Annotated in this window: 13 protein-coding genes, 2 tRNA genes and 1 pseudogene; 13 read left to right on the top strand and 3 right to left on the bottom strand. The window is 61.8% G+C overall.

Going from position 1 to position 24,042, the window contains the following annotated elements:
• The first annotated feature begins 1 nt into the window (after position 1).
• The 10 genes from recF to P3L18_RS22950 all read left to right on the top strand — a co-directional run bounded on the left by recF (position 2) and on the right by P3L18_RS22950 (position 12,266).
• The gene (recF, locus tag P3L18_RS22995) at positions 2-1,300 is read left to right on the top strand and encodes a DNA replication/repair protein RecF (protein WP_276115342.1); all 1,299 of its coding nucleotides are present in this window, start codon (positions 2-4) and stop codon (positions 1,298-1,300) included.
• Entirely contained in the window at positions 1,297-1,902 is a 606-nt protein-coding gene (locus P3L18_RS22990; protein ID WP_079931973.1) for a DUF721 family protein, read from the top strand. The genes recF and P3L18_RS22990 overlap by 4 nt, the downstream gene beginning before the upstream one ends.
• A 365-nt stretch (positions 1,903-2,267) precedes the next feature.
• On the top strand, positions 2,268-4,346 hold the full coding sequence (gene gyrB / locus P3L18_RS22985) for a DNA topoisomerase (ATP-hydrolyzing) subunit B (RefSeq protein WP_006368621.1): 2,079 nt from the start codon (positions 2,268-2,270) through the stop codon (positions 4,344-4,346).
• Between the two features lie 47 nt (positions 4,347-4,393).
• Positions 4,394-6,883: a DNA gyrase subunit A gene (gyrA, locus tag P3L18_RS22980; protein WP_014358153.1), complete on the top strand. Its 2,490-nt coding sequence runs from the start codon at positions 4,394-4,396 to the stop codon at positions 6,881-6,883.
• A gap of 114 nt (positions 6,884-6,997) precedes the next feature.
• Complete coding sequence (locus P3L18_RS22975; protein ID WP_276115341.1) at positions 6,998-7,906, top strand: DUF3566 domain-containing protein; 909 nt, start codon at positions 6,998-7,000, stop codon at positions 7,904-7,906.
• A gap of 97 nt (positions 7,907-8,003) precedes the next feature.
• Positions 8,004-8,080: transfer RNA gene (locus P3L18_RS22970), tRNA-Ile, on the top strand.
• 9 nt (positions 8,081-8,089) lie between these two features.
• Positions 8,090-8,162: transfer RNA gene (locus tag P3L18_RS22965), tRNA-Ala, on the top strand.
• A gap of 509 nt (positions 8,163-8,671) precedes the next feature.
• Complete coding sequence (locus P3L18_RS22960; RefSeq protein ID WP_276115339.1) at positions 8,672-10,195, top strand: class I SAM-dependent DNA methyltransferase; 1,524 nt, start codon at positions 8,672-8,674, stop codon at positions 10,193-10,195.
• Entirely contained in the window at positions 10,192-11,349 is a 1,158-nt protein-coding gene (locus P3L18_RS22955; RefSeq protein WP_276115338.1) for a restriction endonuclease subunit S, read from the top strand. The genes P3L18_RS22960 and P3L18_RS22955 overlap by 4 nt, the downstream gene beginning before the upstream one ends.
• On the top strand, positions 11,349-12,266 hold the full coding sequence (locus P3L18_RS22950; RefSeq protein ID WP_276115337.1) for a restriction endonuclease: 918 nt from the start codon (positions 11,349-11,351) through the stop codon (positions 12,264-12,266). Before P3L18_RS22955 ends, P3L18_RS22950 begins: the two co-directional genes overlap by 1 nt.
• 17 nt (positions 12,267-12,283) lie before the next feature.
• On the opposite strand, the gene P3L18_RS22945 is transcribed toward P3L18_RS22950, so the two are convergent.
• Entirely contained in the window at positions 12,284-14,122 is a 1,839-nt protein-coding gene (locus tag P3L18_RS22945; protein WP_276115336.1) for a hypothetical protein, read from the bottom strand.
• A gap of 170 nt (positions 14,123-14,292) precedes the next feature.
• On the opposite strand from P3L18_RS22945, the gene P3L18_RS22940 reads away from it, so the two are divergent.
• The 3 genes from P3L18_RS22940 to P3L18_RS22930 are packed head-to-tail and all read left to right on the top strand — an operon-like array spanning position 14,293 to position 22,570.
• On the top strand, positions 14,293-17,742 hold the full coding sequence (locus P3L18_RS22940) for a DEAD/DEAH box helicase family protein (protein WP_276115335.1): 3,450 nt from the start codon (positions 14,293-14,295) through the stop codon (positions 17,740-17,742).
• Positions 17,743-17,798: 56 nt separating this feature from the next.
• The gene (locus tag P3L18_RS22935) at positions 17,799-21,188 is read left to right on the top strand and encodes a serine/threonine-protein kinase (protein ID WP_276115334.1); all 3,390 of its coding nucleotides are present in this window, start codon (positions 17,799-17,801) and stop codon (positions 21,186-21,188) included.
• A complete protein-coding gene (locus P3L18_RS22930) occupies positions 21,185-22,570 on the top strand; it encodes a hypothetical protein (protein WP_276115333.1) in 1,386 nt (461 codons plus the stop codon). Before P3L18_RS22935 ends, P3L18_RS22930 begins: the two co-directional genes overlap by 4 nt.
• 209 nt (positions 22,571-22,779) lie before the next feature.
• Here P3L18_RS22930 and P3L18_RS22925 read toward each other — a convergent pair.
• Both P3L18_RS22925 and istB read right to left on the bottom strand, forming a co-directional pair.
• A pseudogene (locus tag P3L18_RS22925) lies at positions 22,780-22,993 on the bottom strand (transposase); the annotation flags it as partial.
• A gap of 85 nt (positions 22,994-23,078) precedes the next feature.
• A complete protein-coding gene (gene istB, locus P3L18_RS22920) occupies positions 23,079-23,801 on the bottom strand; it encodes an IS21-like element helper ATPase IstB (RefSeq protein WP_276115332.1) in 723 nt (240 codons plus the stop codon).
• Between the last annotated feature and the right edge of the window lie 241 nt (positions 23,802-24,042).

Raw genomic sequence — 24,042 nt, 5'->3', positions numbered from 1 at the left:
CGTGTTCGTCCGTGAACTGCATCTGCGTGACTTTCGCTCGTGGCCGCGGGTGGACGTGGAGTTGGCGTCCGGACCGGTGATCATCACCGGCCGCAACGGTTTCGGCAAGACCAACCTGGTCGAGGCGCTGTTCTATCTGGCCACCTTGCGATCCCACCGGGTCAGCACCGACGCACCGCTGGTGCGTTCGTCGGCGACGTCGGCGCTGGTGACCGCCACCGTCGAGAACGCCGGCCGGGAATTGACCGCGTCCCTGCAGATCAACGCCGAAGGTTCCAACAAGGCGTGGCTCAACACCGCACCCCAGCGCAGGCCGCGCGATCTTCTGGGCGTTCTGCGCGCGGTGTTGTTCGCCCCCGAGGATCTCCTCCTCGTACGAGGCGATCCGGGTGACCGGCGACGCTTCGTCGATGAGCTTGTCGCACAACGTGGTCCACGATTCGCCGCGGCACGCTCAGACTATGACAAGGTGTTGCGACAACGTTCGGCGCTGTTGAAGACGGCCGGTGCGGCCATGCGGCGCGGTGGATCCGACGCCGACTCGGTGATCTCGACACTCGATGTCTGGGACGCCCAACTCGCCGCTCTCGGTGGGCAGGTGACCGCCGCACGGATCGACGTTCTGGGTGACCTCGAACCGCATTTCGCCGGATCGTATGCGGCGATCGCGCCGCACTCGCGACCGGCGACGCTGCGGTATCGGCCCAGTGTCGGCGACGAGATCGTGCCTGTCGCAGGAGAATCCGCCGACCCGGAGGCCATCGAGGCGGCGCTGTTGACCCGGCTCGGCGAGATCCGCGGCAAGGAGATCGAGCGCGGGTTGTCGTTGTTGGGGCCGCACCGTGACGACGTCGATCTCGTTCTCGGTACCGACGTGGCGAAAGGCTTTGCCAGCCACGGGGAATCGTGGTCGCTCGCGCTCGCGCTGCGACTGGGATCGGTGGAACTCGCCAGAGCCGAGGGCGTCGAACCGGTGATCATGCTCGACGACGTGTTCGCCGAACTCGACGCCACGCGACGTCGCAAACTCGCCGAATTCACCGAAGGTGCCGAGCAGCTGATCATCACCGCTGCCGTCGCCGAGGACGTCCCCGAGGGAGTCGGGGGTCGGCGGATCGCGGTGAACATGATCGAAGAGGACGGGGTCCGGCACTCGGTGGTCGCGCCGGCAGCCGAGACGCCAGACCCCGACGGCCCAGACCCCGAGGGCCCAGACCCCGACGGCCCAGAACGCGATGTCGCAGAACCTGAGGTGTCGGAGACGGCCGTGTCGGACCCGCCGGGGAGACTGACGTCATGACCGATCAGCCCGATACGGGACCACCTGACACGGGAGCGCCTGACACGGGATCACCGGCGACCGGCTCCGCGGCGCCGGCCGACGGACTCACCGGCTATGAGCGTGCGCGGCGCGCGTTGGAAGAGGCGAGAGCATCGGCCCGCGCCGCGGGTAAGTCGGTCGGTCAGGGTCGCGCGTCGCCACCGCGGCGGCGGTCCGGCGTGCGCCAGGGTGGTCGTCGGCGGTGGTCGGGCTCCGGTCCGGACGCACGGGATCCGCAGCCCTTCGGGCGCCTCGTCGGTGGACTGGCTCGTGAACGGGGATGGCAACCGCGCATCGCCGAGGGCACCTTGTTCGGCATGTGGGAGCAGATCGTCGGCTCCGACATCTCCGCGCATGCCACACCGACATCGTTGCGCGACAACGTCTTATACGTCCAGGCCGAATCCACGGCCTGGGCGACGCAGCTGCGGTACGTGCAGGCACAGATCCTTGCCAAGATCGCGGCCGCGATCGGCGACGGAATGGTCACGTCACTGAAGATCACCGGACCCAAGGGCCCGTCGTGGCGCAAGGGGGAGCGGCACGTGCGTGGACGCGGACCCCGCGACACGTACGGATGACCCGGTGGAGCCGGTGACTCGGACAAGCCGTCGGAGCGCAGCGTGACGTGCTACTCCACCTCACCGACAGTTTTCCGCGTCACGTCGACTCTGAGCCATATTTCATCCTCAGACCACGACCGGACCGGCAGATGCCGGAAAAAATCGGTCTGTGTGCAAATCAGCGGCACCAGATGTGGGTTTCTGACTGACTGAGGCAGTACAATGAATTGAGAGTTGTCCCGACAGGGGGATCAGCCGCCCGCGATGGCAGCGGTGACAGCGGACGATTTCGTCCGACCACAGCATGTCGTGCGGGCGCTTTTGTGCTGATCATCTCATGACCGTCGGGTCGAAATCGATCAGAACAGGAGCGGACGCACCTCGTGGCCGACAGCAGTGACAAGACCGGTGGTTCGGGATCGAAGAAGCCCCGGAAGAAGCCGTCCGAGTACGGTGCCGAATCGATCAGCATCCTCGAGGGTCTCGAGGCCGTGCGCAAACGACCCGGTATGTACATCGGGTCCACCGGCGAACGTGGCCTTCATCACCTCATCTGGGAGGTGGTCGACAACTCCGTCGACGAGGCGATGGCCGGATTCGCCAGCAAGGTCGACGTCACCCTGCTCGAGGACGGTGGCGTCGAGGTGGTCGACGACGGTCGAGGCATCCCGGTCGGCATGCACGCGACCGGTGTACCCACCGTCGAGGTCGTCCTGACCCAGCTGCACGCCGGCGGCAAGTTCGACTCCGACTCCTATGCGGTCTCCGGTGGTTTGCACGGCGTCGGTATCTCCGTGGTGAACGCGCTGTCGACCAAGGTCGAGGTCGAGATCGACGTCGACGGTTTCCACTGGTCGGAGACCTTCACCGATTCCAAGCCGGACGGCCTGGTCAAGGGGGAGCCCACCCGGAAGACGGGCACCACGGTGCGGTTCTGGCCGGACGCGTCGATTTTCACCGAGACGACCTCGTTCAACGCCGAGACGGTCGCGCGCCGACTGCAGGAGATGGCCTTCCTCAACAAGGGCCTCACCATCACCCTCACCGACCGGCGACCCAAGGCCGTCGAGGCGCCCGGCGACCCGAACGGCGAGGGCGAGGAGGGCACCACCGAGACCGCCGAAGAGATCAAGTCCGACGAGGAAAAAGCCGCTGCCGCAACGAAACCCAAGACGCGGACCTATCACTATCCGGACGGTTTGATCGACTACATCAAGCACCTCAACCGCACCAAGAACCCGATCCACAAGTCCGTTATCGGATTCACCGGCAAGGGCACCGGCCACGAGGTCGAGATCGCGATGCAGTGGAACGCCGGTTATTCCGAGTCGGTGCACACCTTCGCCAACACCATCAACACCCATGAGGGTGGTACGCACGAGGAGGGCTTCCGTGCGGCACTGACGCGCGTGGTGAATTCCTATGCGCGCGAGAAGAAATTGCTCAAGGAGAAGGACGACAACCTCACCGGCGATGACATCCGTGAGGGTCTGGCCGCGGTGATCTCGGTCAAGGTGTCCGATCCACAGTTCGAGGGTCAGACCAAGACCAAGCTCGGCAACACCGAGGTGAAGAGTTTCGTGCTGAAGGCCTCCGGCGAGCACATCGAGCACTGGTTCGAGGCCAATCCGGCCGAGGCCAAGATCATCATAAACAAGGCCGTCGAGTCCGCCCATGCGCGTCAGGCCGCGCGCAAGGCTCGAGAGCTGGTGCGGCGCAAGAGCGCCACCGACATCGGCGGTCTGCCCGGCAAGCTCGCCGACTGCCGCAGCAACGACCCGTCCAAGTGTGAGATCTACCTCGTGGAGGGTGACTCGGCCGGCGGCTCGGCCAAAACCGGGCGGGACTCGATGTATCAGGCGATCCTGCCGTTGCGCGGCAAGATCATCAACGTCGAGAAGGCCCGTATCGACCGCGTCCTCAAGAACGCCGAGGTCCAGTCGATCATCACCGCTTTCGGCACCGGCATCCACGACGAGTTCGACCTGGCCAAGCTGCGCTATCACAAGATCGTGCTGATGGCCGACGCCGACGTCGACGGACAGCACATCTCCACGCTGCTCTTGACCCTGCTGTTCCGGTTCATGCGCCCGCTGATCGAACACGGGCACGTCTATCTCGCCCAGCCGCCGCTCTACAAACTCAAGTGGCAGAAGGGCGCCGAGGCCGAGTACGCCTACACCGACCGTGAGCGTGATGCCATGATCCAGGTCGGCCTCGAGGCCGGCAAGAAGATCAACACCGACGACGGCATCCAGCGCTACAAGGGCCTCGGTGAGATGAACCCCAGCGAGTTGTGGGAGACCACCATGGATCCGGCCACCCGCACACTGCGCCAGGTCACCCTCGACGACGCCGCCGCAGCCGACGAGCTGTTCTCGGTGCTGATGGGTGAAGACGTCGTCGCGCGCCGCAGCTTCATCGCCCGCAACGCGAAAGATGTTCGCTTCCTTGATGTCTGACGTCACGCACCACGCCTGACCGGACACCACATCTGTGAGGACTTTTCATGACTGACACCACGCTCCCGCCCGCCGGCGGGGAAGGCGATCGCGTCGAACCGGTCGATCTCGGCCAGGAGATGCAGAACAGCTACATCGATTACGCGATGAGCGTGATCGTCGGCCGCGCACTACCCGAGGTCCGCGACGGCCTCAAACCCGTGCACCGCCGACTGCTCTACGCCTCCTTCGACGCCGGCTTCCGCCCCGATCGCAGCTATGTGAAATCGGCGAAACCCGTTGCCGAGACCATGGGTAACTACCATCCGCACGGCGACTCGGCGATTTACGACGCGCTGGTACGCCTGGCCCAGCCGTGGTCGATGCGCTACCCGCTGATCGACGGCCAGGGCAACTTCGGGTCCCGCGGCAACGACGGTCCGGCCGCCATGCGCTACACCGAGGCCCGGCTCACCCCGCTGGCCATGGAGATGTTGCGCGACATCGACAAGGACACCGTCGATTTCACGCCCAACTACGACGGCAAGACCAACGAACCGACGGTCTTGCCCGCGCGGATCCCGAACCTACTGATCAACGGTTCCGGCGGTATCGCCGTCGGTATGGCCACCAACATCCCGCCGCACAACCTCACCGAGGTGGCCGAGGCGATCTTCTGGGCGCTGGAGAACCACGAGGCCGACGACGAGACCACCCTCGACGCCTGCATGGAGCGGATCAAGGGCCCGGATTTCCCGACCGCCGGCCTCATCGTCGGTGGTCAGGGCATCAAGGACGCCTACACCACCGGTCGCGGGTCGATCCGCATGCGCGGCGTGACCGCGATCGAGGAGGCCAAGGGCGGCGCCACGCAGATCGTGATCACCGAGCTGCCCTACCAGGTCAACCCGGACAACATGATCCAATCGATCGCCGAGCAGGTCAACGAGGGAAAACTCAAGGGCATCAGCAAGATCGAGGATCACTCCTCCGATCGTGTCGGCCTGCGGATCGTGGTCACCCTGCGTCGTGACGCGGTGGCCAAGGTCGTCCTGAACAACCTGTACAAGCACAGCCAGCTGCAGACCAGCTTCGGTGCCAACATGCTCTCGATCGTGGACGGCGTGCCGCGCACCCTGCGCCTCGATCAGATGATCCGCTACTACGTCGCCCACCAGATCGACGTCATCGTGCGGCGCACCCGCTACCTGTTGCGCAAGGCCGAGGAGCGCGCCCACATCCTGCGCGGTCTGGTGAAAGCCCTTGACGCCCTTGATGAAGTGATCGCGCTGATCCGTGCGTCGGCCAACACCGACGAAGCCCGCACCGGCTTGATGGACCTACTCGAGATCGACGAGATCCAGGCCGATGCCATCCTCGCCATGCAGCTGCGTCGACTGTCGGCGTTGGAGCGGCAGAAGATCATCGACGAGTTGGACGAGATCGAACGCGAGATCGCCGACTACAAGGACATTCTCGACAAGCCCGAGCGTCAGCGTTCGATCGTGCGGGACGAGCTTCGAGAGGTCGTCGAGAAGTTCGGCGACGAGCGACGGACCCAGATCATCGCCGCCGACGGTGACGTCGCCGACGAGGATCTGATCGCCCGCGAGGACGTCGTCGTCACCATCACCGAAACCGGCTACGCCAAGCGCACCAAGACCGACCTGTATCGCAGTCAGCGACGCGGCGGCAAGGGTGTGCAGGGGGCAGGGCTCAAGCAGGACGACATCGTCGCGCACTTCTTCGTCTGCTCGACGCATGACTGGATCCTGTTCTTCACCACCAAGGGTCGCGTCTACCGCGCCAAGGCCTACGAGCTCCCCGAGGCCAACCGCACCGCACGCGGGCAGCACGTCGCGAATCTCCTTGCGTTCCAACCGGAGGAGCGCATCGCCCAGGTCATCCAGATCAAGACCTACACCGACGCACCGTATCTCGTGCTCGCCACCCGCAACGGCCTGGTGAAGAAGTCCAAGCTCGAGGACTTCGACTCCAACCGGTCCGGTGGTATCGCCGCGATCAACCTGCGCGGCGAGGACGAGCTCGTCGGCGCCCAATTGTGCAGTGCCGACGACGATCTGTTGCTCGTCAGCCGCAAGGGACAGTCGATCCGCTTCCACGCCGACGACGAGGCGCTGCGCCCGATGGGCCGGCAGACCTCCGGTGTGCAGGGCATGCGGTTCAACGCCGACGACGAGTTGCTGTCGCTGAATGTCGTGCGCGAGGGGACCTACCTGCTGGTGGCGACCTCCGGCGGTTACGCCAAGCGCACCGGCATGGAGGACTACCCGGTGCAGGGGCGGGGCGGCAAGGGCGTGCTGACCATTCAGCACGACAAGCGCCGTGGCACGTTGATCGGCGCGCTCATCGTCGACGACGACTCCGAGCTCTACGCGATCACCTCCGGGGGCGGTGTCATCCGCACCGCGGCCCGTCAGGTCCGCAAGGCCGGACGCCAGACCAAGGGTGTGCGCCTGATGAACCTCGACGAGGGGACGACGCTGCTGGCCATCGCCCGCAACGCCGACGAGCCGGAACCGGAACCGACCGCCTGATCCGACCGGCATTCCGGACACACGCACGAGCCACGACGCTGTTGCAGCGTCGTGGCTCGTCTTGTGTGACGGCCACAACCGTTAGGGTGGACCCAACGTGCGCAACCGGAGGAAATGACACCAGTGAGCCAACCGAACGACCCGGACAACAAGACCCCGTCCACGCCGTCGACCGCGTCCGGTGGCCCGGCAGCCCAGTCGGGTCCGCCTCGGGGCGGCGGACTGGTTCCTCCGTGGCAGCGCGGCCCGGGCGGAGTGGCCGGACCCGAGGCCACCGGAAGTGCGCAGGCTCCCGTGCCCGACGCGGGGACCACCGAGCAGATCCCCGCCGGGGGTCGTGCCGGCGGGCCCCCTCCGCGCGGTGTGGTGACCGGTAGCGGCACCGCCGCAGCCAGCATGAGTGGTCAGCAGGCGCCGGTGAAGAAGCTCGATTCGCCGGCGGGTGCGTCCACCGCGACCGCCGAGGTACCGCGTGGTCGGTTCACCGAGACCCCCACGCGCAACATCGCCCGGGATCCGTCCCTGGAGTCCGAGTTGCCCGATCTCGACGAGATCCACCACACCAACACCGAGACCGCCCGGGCCGCGGCGGTCGACCCCGCGAAGGCCACCGGCTCCGCCGCCCGCTCGGCGCCGGCCCAGGTCGGCTCTTCGGGCCGCGGGCTGCGCGCAGCGGTGCAGATCCGCCGACTCGACCCGTGGGCGACCTTCAAGGTGGCCGGCGTGCTCTCGATCGTCGGCTTCGTCATCTGGATGATCGCCATCGCCGTGCTGTATCTGGTGCTCGACGGCATGGGTGTCTGGGAGCAGGTCAACAGCTCCTTCGGCACGCTGGTCACCACCGACGGCTCGACGTCGGAAAGCGACATCATCGGTGCCGGCAGCGTGTTCTTCTACGCGGCCGTACTCGGTGTGGTCAATGCCGTGCTGATCACCGCGCTGGGCACCATCGGCTCCTACATCTACAACCTCGTCGCCGACCTCGTCGGCGGACTCGAGATTACCCTGGCCGACCTCGACTAGTTCGGGCGCCGAGGCTCATCTGCGCAGCTCACGGGCGTCGGTGGGAACCGTTTTGGTTTCTCACCACCCCGTCGGGTAATCTCAGTCCTCGGTTCAGGGGCCTATAGCTCAGGCGGTTAGAGCGCTTCGCTGATAACGAAGAGGTCGGAGGTTCAAGTCCTCCTAGGCCCACCACCCGAACCCGGGGCCTTAGCTCAGTTGGTAGAGCGCTGCCTTTGCAAGGCAGATGTCAGGAGTTCGAATCTCCTAGGCTCCACTCTTTTACATTCTTGGCCAAGTCGATATACCTAATTTGGGTAAGTCGCAGTTCCCGCCAGAATCCGCGGGCAACCCCTTACTGATGAGGTTGATTTGTGATAGCGCCGTCAACCGCAGCTCGCGACCAGCGGAACAGCCGCGGCGGCGTATGAATCAGCCGGGAGGGTGATTCCCGCACAACGGTGAACTCCGAGAGGTTGCTGTGGAGTAGAGCCTGCGTGGGAAGCTGGCCCGGAGGTAGCCCGGTTCAACTGCCTGGAGGTGTCGGTCATCGTCTAGGACCTTGGCCGGCTTCGCCCCGTTCTTGAGTATCCGCGATTTGAGCTCTGCTGCCTTCGCGATTGCGTGCTCGTCCGGAACGTCAAGTCCGCGACTGCGGAGGTGGTTGGGCGGTGGTGATTTGGTCAAAGGTATGAATCGACTAGGCGTGTCGCACGGCTGGCGAGCGGCCGGCGCGTCGCGCTATACAGTCCTATTCGGGTTCTGACGACTTGATGGAGTGCGCGAGTGATCACTGGAGAGCAGAAGAGCAAGGTCGACGCCGTCTGGGACGCGTTCTGGTCCGGCGGCATAGCCAACCCCCTGGAGGTGATGGAACAGATCACCTACCTCCTGTTCATCCGCCGCCTTGATGACGAGCAGCAACTCGCGCTGAACCGCGCCAACCTGACGAAAAAGCCGATCTTCGGCAACCCCTTTCCGGTCGACCGCGATGGACTGCGCTGGTCGGTGTTCAAGAACTACGCCCCGGACGAGATGTTCCAGGCTGTCGAACAGGACGTTTTTCCGTTCATCCGTACCATGCGCGACGAGGACTCCACCTACGCCCACTTCATGAAGGATGCTCGTCTGTCCATTCCGAACCCGGGGATGTTGACCAAGGTGGTGGACTTACTCGACAAGATCGAGATGCGCGATCTGGACACCAAGGGCGACGTGTACGAGTACATGCTTGCCAAGATCGCCAGCTCCGGCCAGAACGGCCAGTTCCGCACCCCACGCCACATCATCAAACTGATGGTCGAGATGATGGCGCCAGACCCCGGCGACACCATCGTCGACCCCGCGTCCGGCACCTGCGGCTTCCTTGTCGCGGCCACCGAGTACATGCGCGACCACCATGCCGGAGAGATCAGCTCGGGCAAGGGCGCCAAGCACTTCCACCACGACATGTTCCACGGCTTCGACTTCGACAGCACCATGCTGCGCATCGGCTCGATGAACATGCTCCTGCACGGCGTGGAGCAACCCGACATCCGCTACCGCGACTCATTGGCTGAAGCCAACACCGGCGACGCCGGCGCCTACTCGTTGGTGCTCGCCAACCCGCCGTTCGCCGGCAGCCTGGACTACGAAAACACCGCCAAAGACCTGCAGCAGATCGTTAAGACCAAGAAGACCGAACTACTGTTCCTCGCGCTATTCCTCCGACTGTTGAAGCCCGGCGGTCGCGCTGCGGTGATCGTGCCTGACGGCGTGCTGTTCGGCTCGTCGAAAGCCCACAAGACACTGCGCCAGATGCTCGTCAACGACCACAAGCTCGACGCCGTCGTGAAGCTCCCGTCCGGCGTCTTCAGGCCCTACGCTGGTGTCTCCACCGCGATCCTGTTCTTCACCAAGACCAACTCGGGCGGCACCGACCACGTTTGGTTCTACGATGTCCAGGCCGACGGATTCTCGCTCGACGACAAACGAACCCCGTTGCTCGACAGCGACAAACTTGGACCGCTCGCCGCACTTAGCGATGACGAGCACGTCAAGAACAACCTGCCCGACGTCCTCGCCCGCTGGGCCGAACGCGATAGCTCTGAGCTCCAGCGTGAGCGCACCGAGCAGTCGTTCTGCGTTCCACGGAACGCGATCGAGGAGCAGGGCTACGACCTCAGCCTGAACCGGTACAAGGTGATCGTCCACGACGAGGTCGAACACCGCGCACCCGAAGAGATTCTCGACGAACTCGACAAACTCGAACTCGACATCCAATCCGGACTCGCCGAACTGCGGCAGATGCTGGCAGGCGGCGCTAAATGATTTCACTCGGTGACCTTCTCTACGAGTTCAAGGACCGAGCAAAGCCTGGCGAATCCGAGCCTGAGGTCCTGACCCTAACCGAGCGAAATGGCTTCGTCGCACAACGTGAGCGGTTCAACAAGCGCCTTGCAGTTGAGAACACCAGCAAATACAAGCTAATCGGCATGTTCGACATCGCCTTCAACCCGTACTTGCTGTGGGCCGGAGCGATTGCTCAGAATCGGCACTGGGACAAAGGAATCATCTCCCCGTTGTACCCAACCTTTCGTGCGCGTGAAGGAGTCGATCCAAATTATCTGATCAGGTTGCTGCTTACAGAAGACATGATTGCCCGCTACGACACCATCGCCTATGGCTCTGTGCCACGAAAACGCAGGACCAGCGTCGATGACTTCTTGGCGCTCCAGGTCCCTGATCTCCCTCCCCTCCCCGAACAACGCCGCATCGCCGCCATCCTCGACCTCGCCGACACCCTCCGCACCAAGCGGAAGACCGCCTTAGAATTCGTCACCGAGCTAGAACGCTCGAGCTTCGACACAGCATTTGGTGATCCTTCGTCGAATCGGTACGGCTTGCCGCTTGGCTCGATTGGGGACTTGGTCGATAGTGCGAGGTATGGAACTTCGCAGAAGAGCGTGCCTGATGGTGACGTGCCAGTTCTTCGAATGGGCAACTTAACAATGAACGGCCAGATTGACATTGCTGATCTGAAGTACATGAACCTCGCACCCGGCGAGGTCGATCGCTATACTGTGGTTTCCGGCGATATCCTCTTCAATCGAACTAACAGCGCGGCGCTCGTGGGCAAGACCGCTGTCTATCGTGGAGAGCGGCGAATGGCCTACGCTGGCTATCTTGTACGTCTTCGGTTAAAGGGAGACAACGAGCCTGCATACGTTGCTGGCTATCTGAATTCGAGGCACGGCAAGGCTGTTCTGCGCAATATGTGCAAGAGTATCGTAGGCATGGCGAACATCAATGCTAAAGAGCTGCAGCGAATTCCGATCCTGCTTGCGAGTCCCCAGTGTCAACGGACCTATGCAAGGGCCGTGGATGCGATCGAACGGCAACGTGAGACCCTCGAGAGAGATGCCCAAGCGCTCGACGACCTCTTTTCGGCTCTCCAGTCCCGCGCCTTTCGCGGTGAACTGTGATGTCGTCCTGGCCAGTAACGAACCTTCCTGTCTGGCAGGGATTCTTGCGACCCATTCTTGAGACGATGTCGGATCGCAAGACGCGGTCACGCCGGGAACTAGTGGCAGATGTCCTTGCGTACATGCAGCTCACAGATGAGCAGTTGGGTGAGCAGGTTGCGAGCGGTGGAAATCGGGCAGAGGGCCGTTGTGGTTGGGCGTTATCGGATTTGGTGCGTGCTGAGCTTGTCGACCGGCCGCGTCGGGCGACATACCAAATCACCGACGCAGGTATGAGGTTTCTCGCTGAGCACACCGGGGACATTAGCGATGCTCATCTGAAGCTGATCCCGGCCTACCAGGCGTACACGCCGTCAACGCCCACAGATCAACGCAAGACGCCTGTCATTCATGAATCGACTATCGAACCGCTTGAGCAGATCAACGAGGGCGTCGCGCGCCTTCATGATGAGGTGAAGACCGACCTGATCAAGCGCATCCGCGAACAGACGCCCGACTTCCCCGAGAGCGCGGTTCTTGAGCTACTCGTCGCGATGGGATACGGCGGAACGGAGCAGAAGGCAACGAGGCTCGGCGGGACGGGCGATGGCGGCGTCGATGGGGTCATCGATCAGGACGCCCTCGGCCTCGACCAGATCTACGTGCAAGCCAAGCGATATGGGCAGGGCAACACGGTTGGCCGCCCCGACATCCAGGCCTTCGTTGGAGCGCTGCACGGCATGGGCGCCTCGCGCGGAATCTTCATCACGACGAGCTCGTTTTCACCCGGTGCCCGTGAGTATGCCAACAGCGTGAGCACACGAATCATTCTGATCGACGGCGAACGGCTGGCTGCGTTAATGATCAAGTACGGCATCGGCGTTCAGACGCGTGACGTGTTCACCGTGGTCGAGGTCGACGAAGACTTCTTCGACTGATCGCGATGCGCAAGTAGCTACCGTTTGTCCCCAAGGATGGCGTTAACCAGGACGGGATTGTGTGAATTCTTGATGTTCCCGACCTTGCTCTTCCGCATCAGGTGCAGCGCCGCTGTCGCGGCAGCGCGGGTCACCACTGTGTCATCGAGGAGGTCGTCCACCGATTCCAAATCCGGCGCCCACAGCATTAAGTTGAAAGGCCCGGCTGCCTGATATGGGGACTGCGTAACACTGACTCCGGGGTGTTGGCGCATGAATCTGACCAGGGCGTCGTCGGACATATCTGCGCCGAGGAGTTCGATCCCGTTGACGTGCAGCATCCCGCTCAGGTGTCCGTCCCTGTCGATCATGGTCCGGAAAACCTCGGTGAAACCGATACTGAGGTTCGATAGTGTGCGATGGCGTGGGATGACCTGAGGCGAGCTGAGTACCCAGTGCGTGTACTCGGTACGCAGCGGAAGCGGCAGGCAACGGGCCATGTAGATGCCCAACAGCGACCGCACGGTGTCGGCGTGCTCTCCCGTCCGCTCAACCCAGCGTTTGTACGCGGCCTCCCCAGCCGCCATTTGGTCCGCGCTTGGCGTGAGGGCACGGCCTGCTTCTCCGCCACGCCGGTTGCAACTGATGGGATCGGCGAGCCACTCCGCAGCCGCGGTTCCGTTCGACTTGAAGATCTCGTCGATCGGAAGGCCGTCACCGGTCTGGTACGTCATCTGAGCCTTGTTCCTCGCAGGTAGACCAGCGGTTTGGAGGCTGTGGATGAGGCTTGCTTCGCGGTCGAGTAGATGCCTGAGTGGATTCACAAGGCTTCGTGCGGTCAGGTCGGGCAGTAGGCGAATACCGCCGATGTCCTTGTGAAGCGCACGGTGCCCTTTGAGTCGATCCGCGATCGAAATTGACTGGCCGAGATAGCAATCCCCGTTGGTGAACTCGAGGAGGTAATAGCCAACGTTCCCTTCGTCGAGCTCATCGAGGGCTCGCTGGACATCAGCGGGTCTTGCCGGTTCGATCGACGCCCCGAATCCATTGTTCGATGCCCATGTGTCCACCGCGTTCCGGCGTTCATAGATCTCAGCTTGTGAAGGGGTCGATGGGATGGCGAGCTGGGCGAGTACGGAGCCCTTCATCGGACTACCTGCGGTGTGGCGCTGGACTTTGGCGTCGATGCCCTGATGGAGAGTCCACGCCGGCGCGCTGCTGATCGCATAAGTTTGTACATCATCGATTCTTACGGGCCGACGTTCGCCATTTGCGGTGATGGCCACGGCCAAGTCGTCGGGGAACCGCCACAGTGCTCGATCGCTCACACCTGCCGGCCCGTACGTCGCCTCGAGACGTGCCAAGCCCACTGGCAGACGCAGCGCGCGCAGCGCCGTCGCCGCCCGCTCCGCATCGCTGCCCGGGGCCTCCGCATCGAGGCGAATCTGCGGAGTGCCGGTCGTTGCATCCTTCGAATCGACGTGGCGCACGGTTGCAAGCCAGCCACTCGCAACAAGCGTCGTGAACAGATCCACCAGCTGAGCGTGAGCACCCGCGGTGGCGAAGAGTTGGTCGGTGAGCGCGTCCTCGTCGCTCGGATCGACGTCCTTGACATCGTCGGGAATCAACGGAGCCCAGGGCGTCGGCGTTGCCGCGTTCGCGTCGCGTTCCGCGGTGGGATCGTGATCTGTCCACCGCTCGCGGTCGTAGGTCATCACATACTCTTCGTCGTCAACGTCCAACGGGGATGCGGTCAATCGCAATCCGGCGTCACCCGGGTCGAGAACGATGGAGAAGTCATCGTCGAAGAGCGGGAGGACCGCGAGTTCACCGAGCTGGTCAGCGATGAATGCAGTTCTGCTCGTCTCGAATGACATCGGCCCTCCGTCACGGTGTGATTGAGCGAATCGATTGTGCCCTGTGGAGCCGACACCGTCTCGGCGACAGCGGTTCATTCAACTTGTCGGAGGAGCGATGTAGTCTGTCCGGCTTACGTCAATCAGCTCAGGCATTGTGTAAAGATCGGACAGGTGAGGGAGGAGGCAAGGTGGCCGGCAACTTCGATTTTCTGCAGGGTGAGTGGCCCCAGATTCACGCATCTGCGAAGAATGCAGAGCGTGACGCGCTGTTCGACAGCCGTTCAACCTGCTTCTATGCTCGCCGCACCGTGGAGGCCGCGGTCAAGTGGCTGTACACGGTCAACGGCCTGGACAAGCCCTACAAGGATGACCTTTCTGCGCGCATCCACGACCCCGCGTTCCAGGCGATCTTGCCGAGTAACGTACAGACGAAGCTGGATCTGATCCGCCGTGCCGGCAACCATGCCGTCCACGACGACCGCTCGATCGGGCAGGAATCAGGAATCCGCCTGCTCGAGGAACTGTTCCACGTGCTGTCCTGGCTTGCCCGCACCTACGCCACCCAACCGGATTCGAAGCCAACCCCTGAGCAGAAGCTCGACCGGGCGAAGCTGCCCAAGCCGGGTGGCGGAGCTGCGGTCGCCAAAACCATGGCGCAACTGCAGAAACTTGGCGCCGAGCTCGAACGCAAAGACGCCCAGCTTGAAGAGGCCGCCGGCGTACGCGCCGACCTCACCGAGCAACTCCTCGCACGCGACGAACAGCTCAAAGCCGCCGATGCCGCGCACGCCAGCTTGGAAGAGCTGGTTGCCCAGCTGCGTGCCCAGGTCGCCGCGGCACAGTCGTCCGCGGCCCAACAGGCGGACACCCACGACTACGATGAAGCCCGCACCCGCACCGACGTCATCGACCTGCTGCTACGCGAAGCGGGCTGGGACGTCGACGCGCCGCGGGTTCGTGAATATCCGGTCACCGGCATGCCCGAGGGCAAGAACGGCTTTGTCGACTACGTGCTCTGGGGCACGGACGGGCTGCCGATGGCGGTGGTGGAGGCCAAACGCACCTCCAAAGACGCCACCGTCGGCCAGTACCAGGCCAAGTTGTATGCTGACTGCCTCGAAGCTATGCATGGGCAACGCCCGATCATCTTCTACACCAATGGTTTCGACACGTGGCTATGGGACGACACCAACTATCCGCCCCGCCAGGTGGAGGGGTTCTACACCCGCGACGAATTGACTCTCGAGATCCAGCGTCGCACCACTCGAAAGAAGCTCGCCGACGTAGACATCAACACAGCCATTGTGGAACGGCCGTATCAGACAAGGGCAATTCGCAATGTCACCGAAGGCCTCGAGGTCAAACGGCAGCGCGCTGCGCTGCTGGTGATGGCTACGGGCTCGGGCAAGACGCGCACGGTGATTGCGCTGTCGGACATGCTGATGCGCGCGAACTGGACAAAGCGCATCCTGTTCCTTGCCGACCGCAAAGCTCTGGTGAAGCAGGCCGTCAACGCCTACAAGACCTTCCTGCCCGACGCATCGCCGGTCAACCTGCTTACAGAGAAGAACACCGAGGGGCGCATCTACGTCTCCACCTATCCGACCATGATGGGCCTGATCAACGACCTCGAGAACGGCCGCCGGCGCTTCGGTCCCGGTTACTTCGACCTCGTCGTCATCGACGAAGCCCACCGCTCGGTGTACCAGAAGTACCGACGCATCTTCGAGTACTTCGACTCCTACCTCCTCGGCCTCACCGCCACCCCCAAGGACGAGGTCGACTACAACACCTACCAGCTGTTCAACCTCGAAACCGGAATCCCCACAGACGATTACAGTCTCGAGGAAGCCATCAAGGACGGCTACCTTGTTCCGCCACGGGCCGTGACAGTGCCACTGGCGTTCCCGCGATCCGGCATCAAATACGACGACCTGTCCGACGAGGAAAAAAAGCGTTGGGAGGGCGAGGATTGGGGCGAAGACGTCGACCCGGACGAGTTCCCTGACGAAGTCTCGTCCGAGGCGGTCAACAAGTGGCTGTTCAACACCGACACCGTGGACAAAGCCATCGAAGTCCTCATGACCCGCGGCCACCGCGTCGCTGGCGGTGACCGTCTCGGCAAGACCATCATCTTCGCCAAGAACCAGAAACACGCCGACTTCATCGCCCAACGCTTCGACCATAACTATCCGCAGTACAACGGCAAGTTCGCCGCCGTCATCACCCACGCCGTCTCCCACGGCCAAGACCTCATCGACCAGTTCTCCCAGCCGACGTCCGACCCGCACATCGCGATCTCGGTCGACATGCTCGACACCGGCATCGACGTCCCCGACGTCGTCAACCTAGTCTTCTTCAAACCGGTCCGGTCCAAGACTAAGTTCTGGCAGATGGTCGGGCGAGGCACCCGCCTCCGCCAAGACCTCTACGGGCCGGGCCAGGACAAGACCGACTTCTTCATCTTCGACCTTTGCGGCAACGTCGAGTTCTTCAACGCCCACCCCGCACCCGCCGAATCACGTCTGCCGGCTTCACTGTCGGAGCGATTGTTCACTGCCCGCACCGACGTGGTGTGGGCCCTAGACCGCGCCGACACGAACACCGAACTGCGCGAAGACATCACCGATGTGTTGCACACCCAGGTCGCCGGCATGAACCTCGACAACTTCCTCGTCCGGCCCCGCCGGCGGCAGGTCGAGGTCTATCGCGACCGCAGCGAATGGGAATCGCTGACCGAACAGAAGGTTCGTGAGATCGTCGACAACCTGGCCGATCTCCCAACCACCGTCCGGGACACCGACGAGATGGCCAAACGTTTCGACCTCATCGTCCTCCACGGGCAACTCGCCGTGATCGAGGCCGACGACACCACCCTCGAACGACAAGAAGTCAGAGTCCGCACCATCGCCGAAGGCCTGCTCGAGCAGCTCACCATTCCCAAAATCAAAGCCAAAGAAGAACTACTGCGCGAAGTTGCCTCCGAGGAATGGTGGGAGGACGTCACCCCCGAGATGCTTGAGGACGCGCGCAAAGAGCTGCGATCCCTGGTAGGGCTGCTAGAGAAGACGAAGCAGCCGTTCGTCTACACCGATCTGCAGGACACCTTCACCGGCGATGTCACTGACGTCGATATGCCGCACATGGCCACGAGCACAGACAGGGAGCGCTTCAACGCCAAGATGCGCGACTACTTACGCCGCCAGCCGGATAACCTCGCGCTGCAGAAGCTGCGAACTGGGAAGGCACTGGCCCAGAGCGATCTTGATTCGCTACAGGAGCTGCTCGCCCGAAGTGGTGCTGGTACCGACCGAGAGCTTCAGCAGGCCATCGCCGATGCGCACGGCCTTGGCCGTTTCATCCGGTCACTTGTTGGGCTCGACCAACAAGCGGTAAATGAGGCGTTTGCCGAGTTCATCAACGATTTAAACTCAACTGCCAATCAAATCCACTTTATTGGGCTAGTGGTCGACTACCTCACCCGCAACGGCTCGATGGACACTACCCAGTTGTTTGATCCGCCATTTACGGACAACGCACCCCAAGGGCCGACGCAGGTTTTTGATATGGCGAAGGTCTCGCACTTGGTACAGACAATCGAACGTATCAGCTCATCAGCGGATGAGAAGTCCGCGTGACTGCCCACGTCATATCGTGTGTGAGAGTTCGTGCCGAGGGAGCAAGGGAGCACTAGGTGGAACAGGTCGGACGACATTTCGTACTACTTGATGCGCATCCACGCTCAGGAGGCCTCTCGACGATCCGCAAGGGGATTGACATGCGTGACGGTTCCGCCGTCGCAGTCAAGTTCGTCATCGCCTCAACAGACGAGGTGACCAAGAAGGTATTTGAGCGTGAGTCCCAGGCGTTGCGGTCGCTCGACCATCGCAACATCGTCCGGCTTCGGGACTCGGGCATTGACGAGGCCGACACCTACTTTCTCGTGCTCGACTGGGTTGACCGATGCCTGACTGACGTATTGGGAGAGTATCCCTGGGGCGGATGGGATGACCTTTACTCAGAGTTTGTGGACCCCCTTCTCGCCGGCCTTTCCTACGCCCATCTTAAGCAACTGGAGCACCGCGACATCAAACCAGGAAACGTCCTGATCGACGCGACGGGTCAACCGTTGTTAGCGGACTTCGGGATAGCAAAGATTCGAAGCGACGAGCCGCACAGCGAAATGACTTTGCAGCACTATCGTTCTGGGCCATATGCGCCGCCCGAAATGGAGGCAACGATTCCGTATGTTCGCGACGTTTACAGTGTCGGTATCCTCATCCTGCAGTGTCTCAGCAAGGACTTGATCAAGGACTTCCCCGACGTCAAACCGGCGCTTGAAGCAGTAGATGTCCCACCGGAGGTCAGGGACGTGCTGTCGGCTTGCGTAAGCACCGAACCCACTGAGCGCCCAGCGAACGCCTCAGATCTCGCAGGCCGACTGAAAGCCATAGCGGATCGCCGAGCGGCAGGCAGGGCTCAGTCGGACAACGAAGTGTTCTTGGACCTAACAAAGGCAGCACAAGTACACCTGGCGGGCGAACCGATAGATCGTCAGCGTGCAGGTGTGAAGCTGCTTGCGGATTTGCGGGGTGAGGTTCATGCCCACTTCGGACTAAACAGGGAATCTGGCCAGGTCGACCGAACGATTGTTTTGCTGATCGGTTCTGAGCATCGGTACACGCTAAGGCGTGCTGCAGATTCGGCCCAATTTACGGTCACAGCCGCCCCAGCGCTGGAGTTCGAACAGCTTGAGGGTGGGCGTCACAACGGAATGTTGCTCCCGCCCATATTCTCTTGGACTGTGCAGCGGCCACTCAAACAGGCCGGGAGCGAAACGGCCACTCGGACGCTGCTCCAGCTCCTCGACGAGCATTACGAGCGCCGAAACAATCCCGAGACCGCTGCGGATGACGAAGCTGACGAGTTGTTCGAGCGGTGGCTGAACATCCTCGATGCACGCGAGGAGTTGGGCAGAGGCGATGACGCGGACTTGCTATACCGCGGCTATACAACTGAGGGTCGGCGGACCCTATTCACGTTGGTCGACCCGCTTGAGATCGATCTCATCGGATCTGCGTGGCAGGTCGTCGACCAGCAGGCTGGCCGGAAGTATGGGTACGGCGAGATCATCGATCAGGAGGCAGATCGGCTTACTCTGCTGTCTCCAGGGAGACCACTGGCGAGAATCCCCGTGGCGGCTACGCTGATTCCCTACAATCAGCCCAGCGCCATCGCTTTGAATCGACAGCGCAACGCTGTCAACGCAGTGAGACGGGGCGGTGCTGCTTGCCCGGAACTTCGCTCCATTCTCGTGGATCCTGCATGCAACCCGGCGCCCACGGCTGTCGATGTCGCGTCGTGGAGTGCCGACCTCGACCCGATCAAGAAGAAGGCCGTTCAACTCGCGTTGGGTGCGGACGGCGTGTTAGTCATCCAGGGTCCACCCGGAACAGGGAAGACTCGATTCATCACCGAGGCCGTGACTCAGTTCCTGAGAATGAAACCGAGTGCTCGAGTCTTGATAGCGTCGCAAACGCACGTCGCTGTTGACAATGCGGTTGAACGGCTGCACGCAGCGGGAGTCACGGGTTTGGTGCGACTCGCAGGCGTCGACGAGTCCGTCGTCCAACCGGGTGTGCGGAGCCTGCTACTCGACACCCAGGTTCAGAAGTGGAGTGCGGGCGTCAGGAAGCGGGCAGAGGCGAATATCGCTCAGCGAGCCGCCGACCATGGACTGCAACCCGACCACCTTCGTGCAGCACTGATTCTTGAGAAACTCGCGGCTGTCGCCCGACGAATTGAGCGAGTGGAGATTCAGATGGAAGGGCTTGTAAAGGCACGTGGCGAAAAGCAGTCATCCCTCGCGAGTGCGGTTGCTGACGAGGACCCTTTGGAAAGTCTCCAAATGCAATTGGACCAACAGCACGATCGTCGATCGGAGCTTGTCAAGGAAGCACAGGCACATCTTGCGGGCCACCTGACGATTACTGAAGCGATCACGAGTGATGATGCGCGCGCGGCAGTCGACCTCATCCTTGATGGACTGAGTGGAGGCCGTGAACTACTTCAGAGGCTGGAGCTTCAGGCGGCGTGGTTGGAGGAGATCGGTGCACAGGAAAGCCTTGCGTCACTATTCCTGGCTGGCACGTCAGTTGTGGCGGGAACGTGTACCGGATTTCTGAGGAACAAAGCCGTTGGCGACCTTGAATTCGACCTGTGCATAGTAGACGAAGCATCGAAGGCGACTCTCACCGAGGCTCTCATTCCGATGTCGCGCGCGAACCGCTGGATACTTGTTGGTGATACGCATCAGCTACCACCGACTGACGAAGATCTCCTGCGCGCGAATGCTATCCTCGCCGAGCGCAACCTCAGCAGGGAGGATGTGGAGGAAACCCTGTTCCAGCGCTTTGTAAACTATTTGCCTGAGCATTCTCAGCTCATGCTCGAAGAGCAGTACAGAATGATCAAGCCGATCGGAGATCTGATCTCCGACTGCTTCTACGACCGTCGGCTCAGATCTCCGCGCACCCAAGGGTTGGTCGGATGGGACCAACTCATGGGTCGTGCGGTCACGTGGATCGACACGGGAAATCTCGGAGAATCCCGGCGAGAAAACGGTACGAAGAGCTTTGCCAACCGCGAAGAGGCAAAACTGATCGTGAGCCAACTAGAGACAATCGATAATGCAGTGGAGTACAAACTCCTGAACCCAGACGGCCCGCTAGAGGTGCTTGTGATCGCGCCATACAAGAGTCAGGTCGAAGAGCTCCGACGGCGTATCTCCGCGAGAAGGTTTACGCATCTCCTCCTGACAGTTCTATCCGTTGACGCTGTGCAGGGTCGCGAAGCTGATCTTGCCCTGGTTTCCGTGACCAGAAGCAATCGTGAAGGCAAACTGGGATTTCTGGGTCCCCACTACTGGCGCCGCATCAATGTCGCACTATCGCGGGCGCGCTTCGGGCTCACAATCATCGGCGACGCTGCGTTCATTAGAGGCACCAACGGTGCTCTGCGAAATGTTCTGGGTCACATTGAAAGTCATCCTGATGCGTGCACCGTCAGGGAGGCAGTTCGATGAGCCGTCAATGGCAGATCCTTCATCGGCGATTCGGTGAGTCACGTCCAGGCCTTGAACTCGTTGCAATCGAGGAAGCTGCAGTGCCGGTGACTATTCTTCGCGCTGATGTGCTCGCTCGCGAGCGTAAGGACCTCCCAGTCACCGAGGCCTTTGTGCTGCAGTTCGTCGATCGAGGGGTCGCCACGACAGATGAAATTGCTGCTTACTTGGGCTTGGACGAGGTCCATGTCATTGAGGCCACAGCATCACAGATCCGTGAGGGGCACCTGCGCCGCCGCGCTACCGGCGAACTCACCTTGACGCCCCTGGGAGTAGAAGTGGCACGAACGCTCGCCGCGACACAACCTGTCGAACGCTCCTTGCCGGTTGCGTTCGACAGGCTGACGTGGGCGCTTGCGGACTATCCCGAGAGCGCATTGGTCGAGAAGCGACAGGCGCAGGAACGCGGCATGCTGATTTTACCCGCCGACCGAAATGCTCGAATCGGGCTAAATGACGTGACCGCCACAGAGTTCAACAAACTGCTGCTCAAAGAAGACCGACTTCAAGTGCTGCGCATCCACAAGGTCAGTGTGCGAAAGCACAGGTACCTGCCCGGCACGTTGTTGGTTTTCGCCGACGCAGGTCACGACGAGATAGAACTCGCTCTCTGCCTAGATGACGACCTCTCGAACGCGCACGGAATCGCCCTCGATCGCATTGGTGCCGCTAAGCGGCTGGATCTATCTGTCGGAATGCCCGCTGAACGCCCAATTCTTGACGCGGATCTTGAGGAAATACGCGATGAGGAAGAGCCTCCAGCCGGCGACGGTTCTCAGTCGTTGAGTGAAGAAGCAGGAAATCCAAAGAGTGAAGAAGCAGGGAAGCTAAACGAGCCGGTTGCCGATCCATTCGCTACCGGAGAAGACGGACGAGTTCCGGTTCGGAGTGTGAGTGTCTTCGAGCACCCAGATCTCTTGGATGAGGCGCTGCGAACTGCAACGCGTCGGTTGATGATCATCGCGCCATGGGTGCGGAGCGCGGTAGTTACTTCCGATTTCCTTGCAAAACTCGAGCGGCGGCTCCGAGCAAAGGTCGAAGTAACGATCGCGCACGGCTATGGTGAGGACGATCGCGGCTCGGACGACGCAGCGCTTCGTCGTCTCGATAACCTCGCGAAGCGATATGAGCAGCAGTTCTCTCTGATCCGGGTACGGAACACTCACGCCAAGATTCTTATCTTCGATGACATTTGGGTTAGCACCAGCTTTAATTGGTTGTCCTTTCGTGGGGATTCGAACAGGACTTATCGGATGGAGGAGGGCACCATGGTTTCGATCCCATCGCGCGTGCAGAAGCAGTACGAGTACTATCTTGGGCTGCTCGATGATCAGCACATTTGATGTACTGGACGATCCGGTGCCTTCCAGAAGTAGGGGCCGTGCAGGCACACGATAACCCATCTCGGGTGTCCTATGTGTACGACGTGCGGGAGGGAGCCCGTCGGTGATCGTTACATAGCGACATGGCCGCCTATAGTGCGGATGTCCCGCCGGATACTAACCCGGCTCCTCGAAGTTGAGCGGGCAACTGCTGTTCAGCAGTGGAATTGCTAGTTGTTGGCCCGCTGGGCGCGGGTGCAGTGGAATCTTGTCCGGCGGCGTGAGTTCTCGGTGTTGCGGAAGCCGCACGCCACGCGTTTGACCAGCGGGTTGAATCCCTCGGTGCGGGCGCTTGTCAGGCCAGTACGGACGGATCGCCGGCCACCATGTCTCGATCGTGGTGGCCAGGCGGGTGAGTTCGGGGATGTCGGCATCAGCACACCAGGTGGATAGTGCCCCGTGGTGTCAATGGCCATGTTGAGGTCCCCGCTGGTGGCCAGCTGAAAGTCCCCGCCCTGTGCGGTTTGGTTTAGTGGTTGGGGGCCTCCGTTCGGTGGGTCATGCGGTAGGAATCGCCGTCGGTGATGACGGTTGTGGCGTGGTGTAGGAGTCGGTCGAGGATGCTGACCGCGGTGGTGTGTTCGGGTAGGAACCGACCCCATTGTTCGAAGGGCCAGTGGGAGGCGATGGCCAGGGAGCGGCGTTCGTATGCGCCGGCGACGAGCCGGAACAACAGCTGGGTGCCGGTGTCGTCGAGCGGGGCGAATCCCATTTCATCGACGATGATCAGGTCCTGGCGGAGCAGGGTGTCGATGATCTTGCCGACGGTGTTGTCGGCCATGCCGCGATACAGCGTTTCGACGAGGTCGACGGCGGTGAAGTAACGCACTTTGTGTCCGGCGTGCACCGCGGCGATCCCGAGCCCGATCAGGGTGTGGCTTTTGCCGGTGCCGGCGGGCCCGATGATCGCCAGGTTATGTTGGGCGCGTAACCATTCCAAGGATTCCAGGTAGGCGAAGGTGTTCGCCGGTATTGACGAGGCGGTCACGTCGAAGGTCTCCAACGTTTTGGTGACGGGGAACCCGGCGGCTTTGAGTCGGTTGCGGATGTTGGAGGCGTCTCGGGCGGCGATCTCGGCTTCGACCAAGGTGCGTAGCAATTCCTCGGGGGTCCAGCGTTGGGTTTTCGCGGTCAACAACACCTCGGGTGCCAGGTGACAGATCGCGGCGAGTTTCAACCGCCGCAACGCCATGTCAAGATCGGATGCCAGTGGCGGTATGGGGTTCCCCCGAAAAAATGGACACGGTTAGCTTGATTGCTGACTTGCGTGCGAGCTGATCTCGAAGTCGATGGGTGAGATCATCCCTAACGAACTGTGCCTCCTGTCATGATTGTAGAATCGAATGTAATTGTCAAGTCCTGCAGTAAGATTCGCGCGAGTGGTGAAGGCGTGTCGCTTGTAGTATTCGTGCTTGACCGTCGACCACAACGAC

Origin of the sequence: Gordonia sp. N1V (assembly GCF_029269935.1) — a bacterium.
Taxonomy (GTDB): domain Bacteria; phylum Actinomycetota; class Actinomycetes; order Mycobacteriales; family Mycobacteriaceae; genus Gordonia; species Gordonia polyisoprenivorans.
This window is presented reverse-complemented; position numbering and strand designations above follow the sequence as displayed.

What these genes read in the sequence shown, in the direction of transcription:
- P3L18_RS22990 (WP_079931973.1), top strand. Translation starts at nt 1,297, where the DNA reads ATGACCGATCAGCCCGATACGGGACCACCTGACACGGGAGCGCCTGAC.
- gyrA (WP_014358153.1), top strand. Translation starts at nt 4,394, where the DNA reads ATGACTGACACCACGCTCCCGCCCGCCGGCGGGGAAGGCGATCGCGTC.
- P3L18_RS22975 (WP_276115341.1), top strand. Translation starts at nt 6,998, where the DNA reads ATGACACCAGTGAGCCAACCGAACGACCCGGACAACAAGACCCCGTCC.
- P3L18_RS22955 (WP_276115338.1), top strand. Translation starts at nt 10,192, where the DNA reads ATGATTTCACTCGGTGACCTTCTCTACGAGTTCAAGGACCGAGCAAAG.
- P3L18_RS22950 (WP_276115337.1), top strand. Translation starts at nt 11,349, where the DNA reads ATGTCGTCCTGGCCAGTAACGAACCTTCCTGTCTGGCAGGGATTCTTG.
- P3L18_RS22945 (WP_276115336.1), bottom strand. Translation starts at nt 14,122, where the DNA reads ATGTCATTCGAGACGAGCAGAACTGCATTCATCGCTGACCAGCTCGGT.
- P3L18_RS22930 (WP_276115333.1), top strand. Translation starts at nt 21,185, where the DNA reads ATGAGCCGTCAATGGCAGATCCTTCATCGGCGATTCGGTGAGTCACGT.
- istB (WP_276115332.1), bottom strand. Translation starts at nt 23,801, where the DNA reads ATGGCGTTGCGGCGGTTGAAACTCGCCGCGATCTGTCACCTGGCACCC.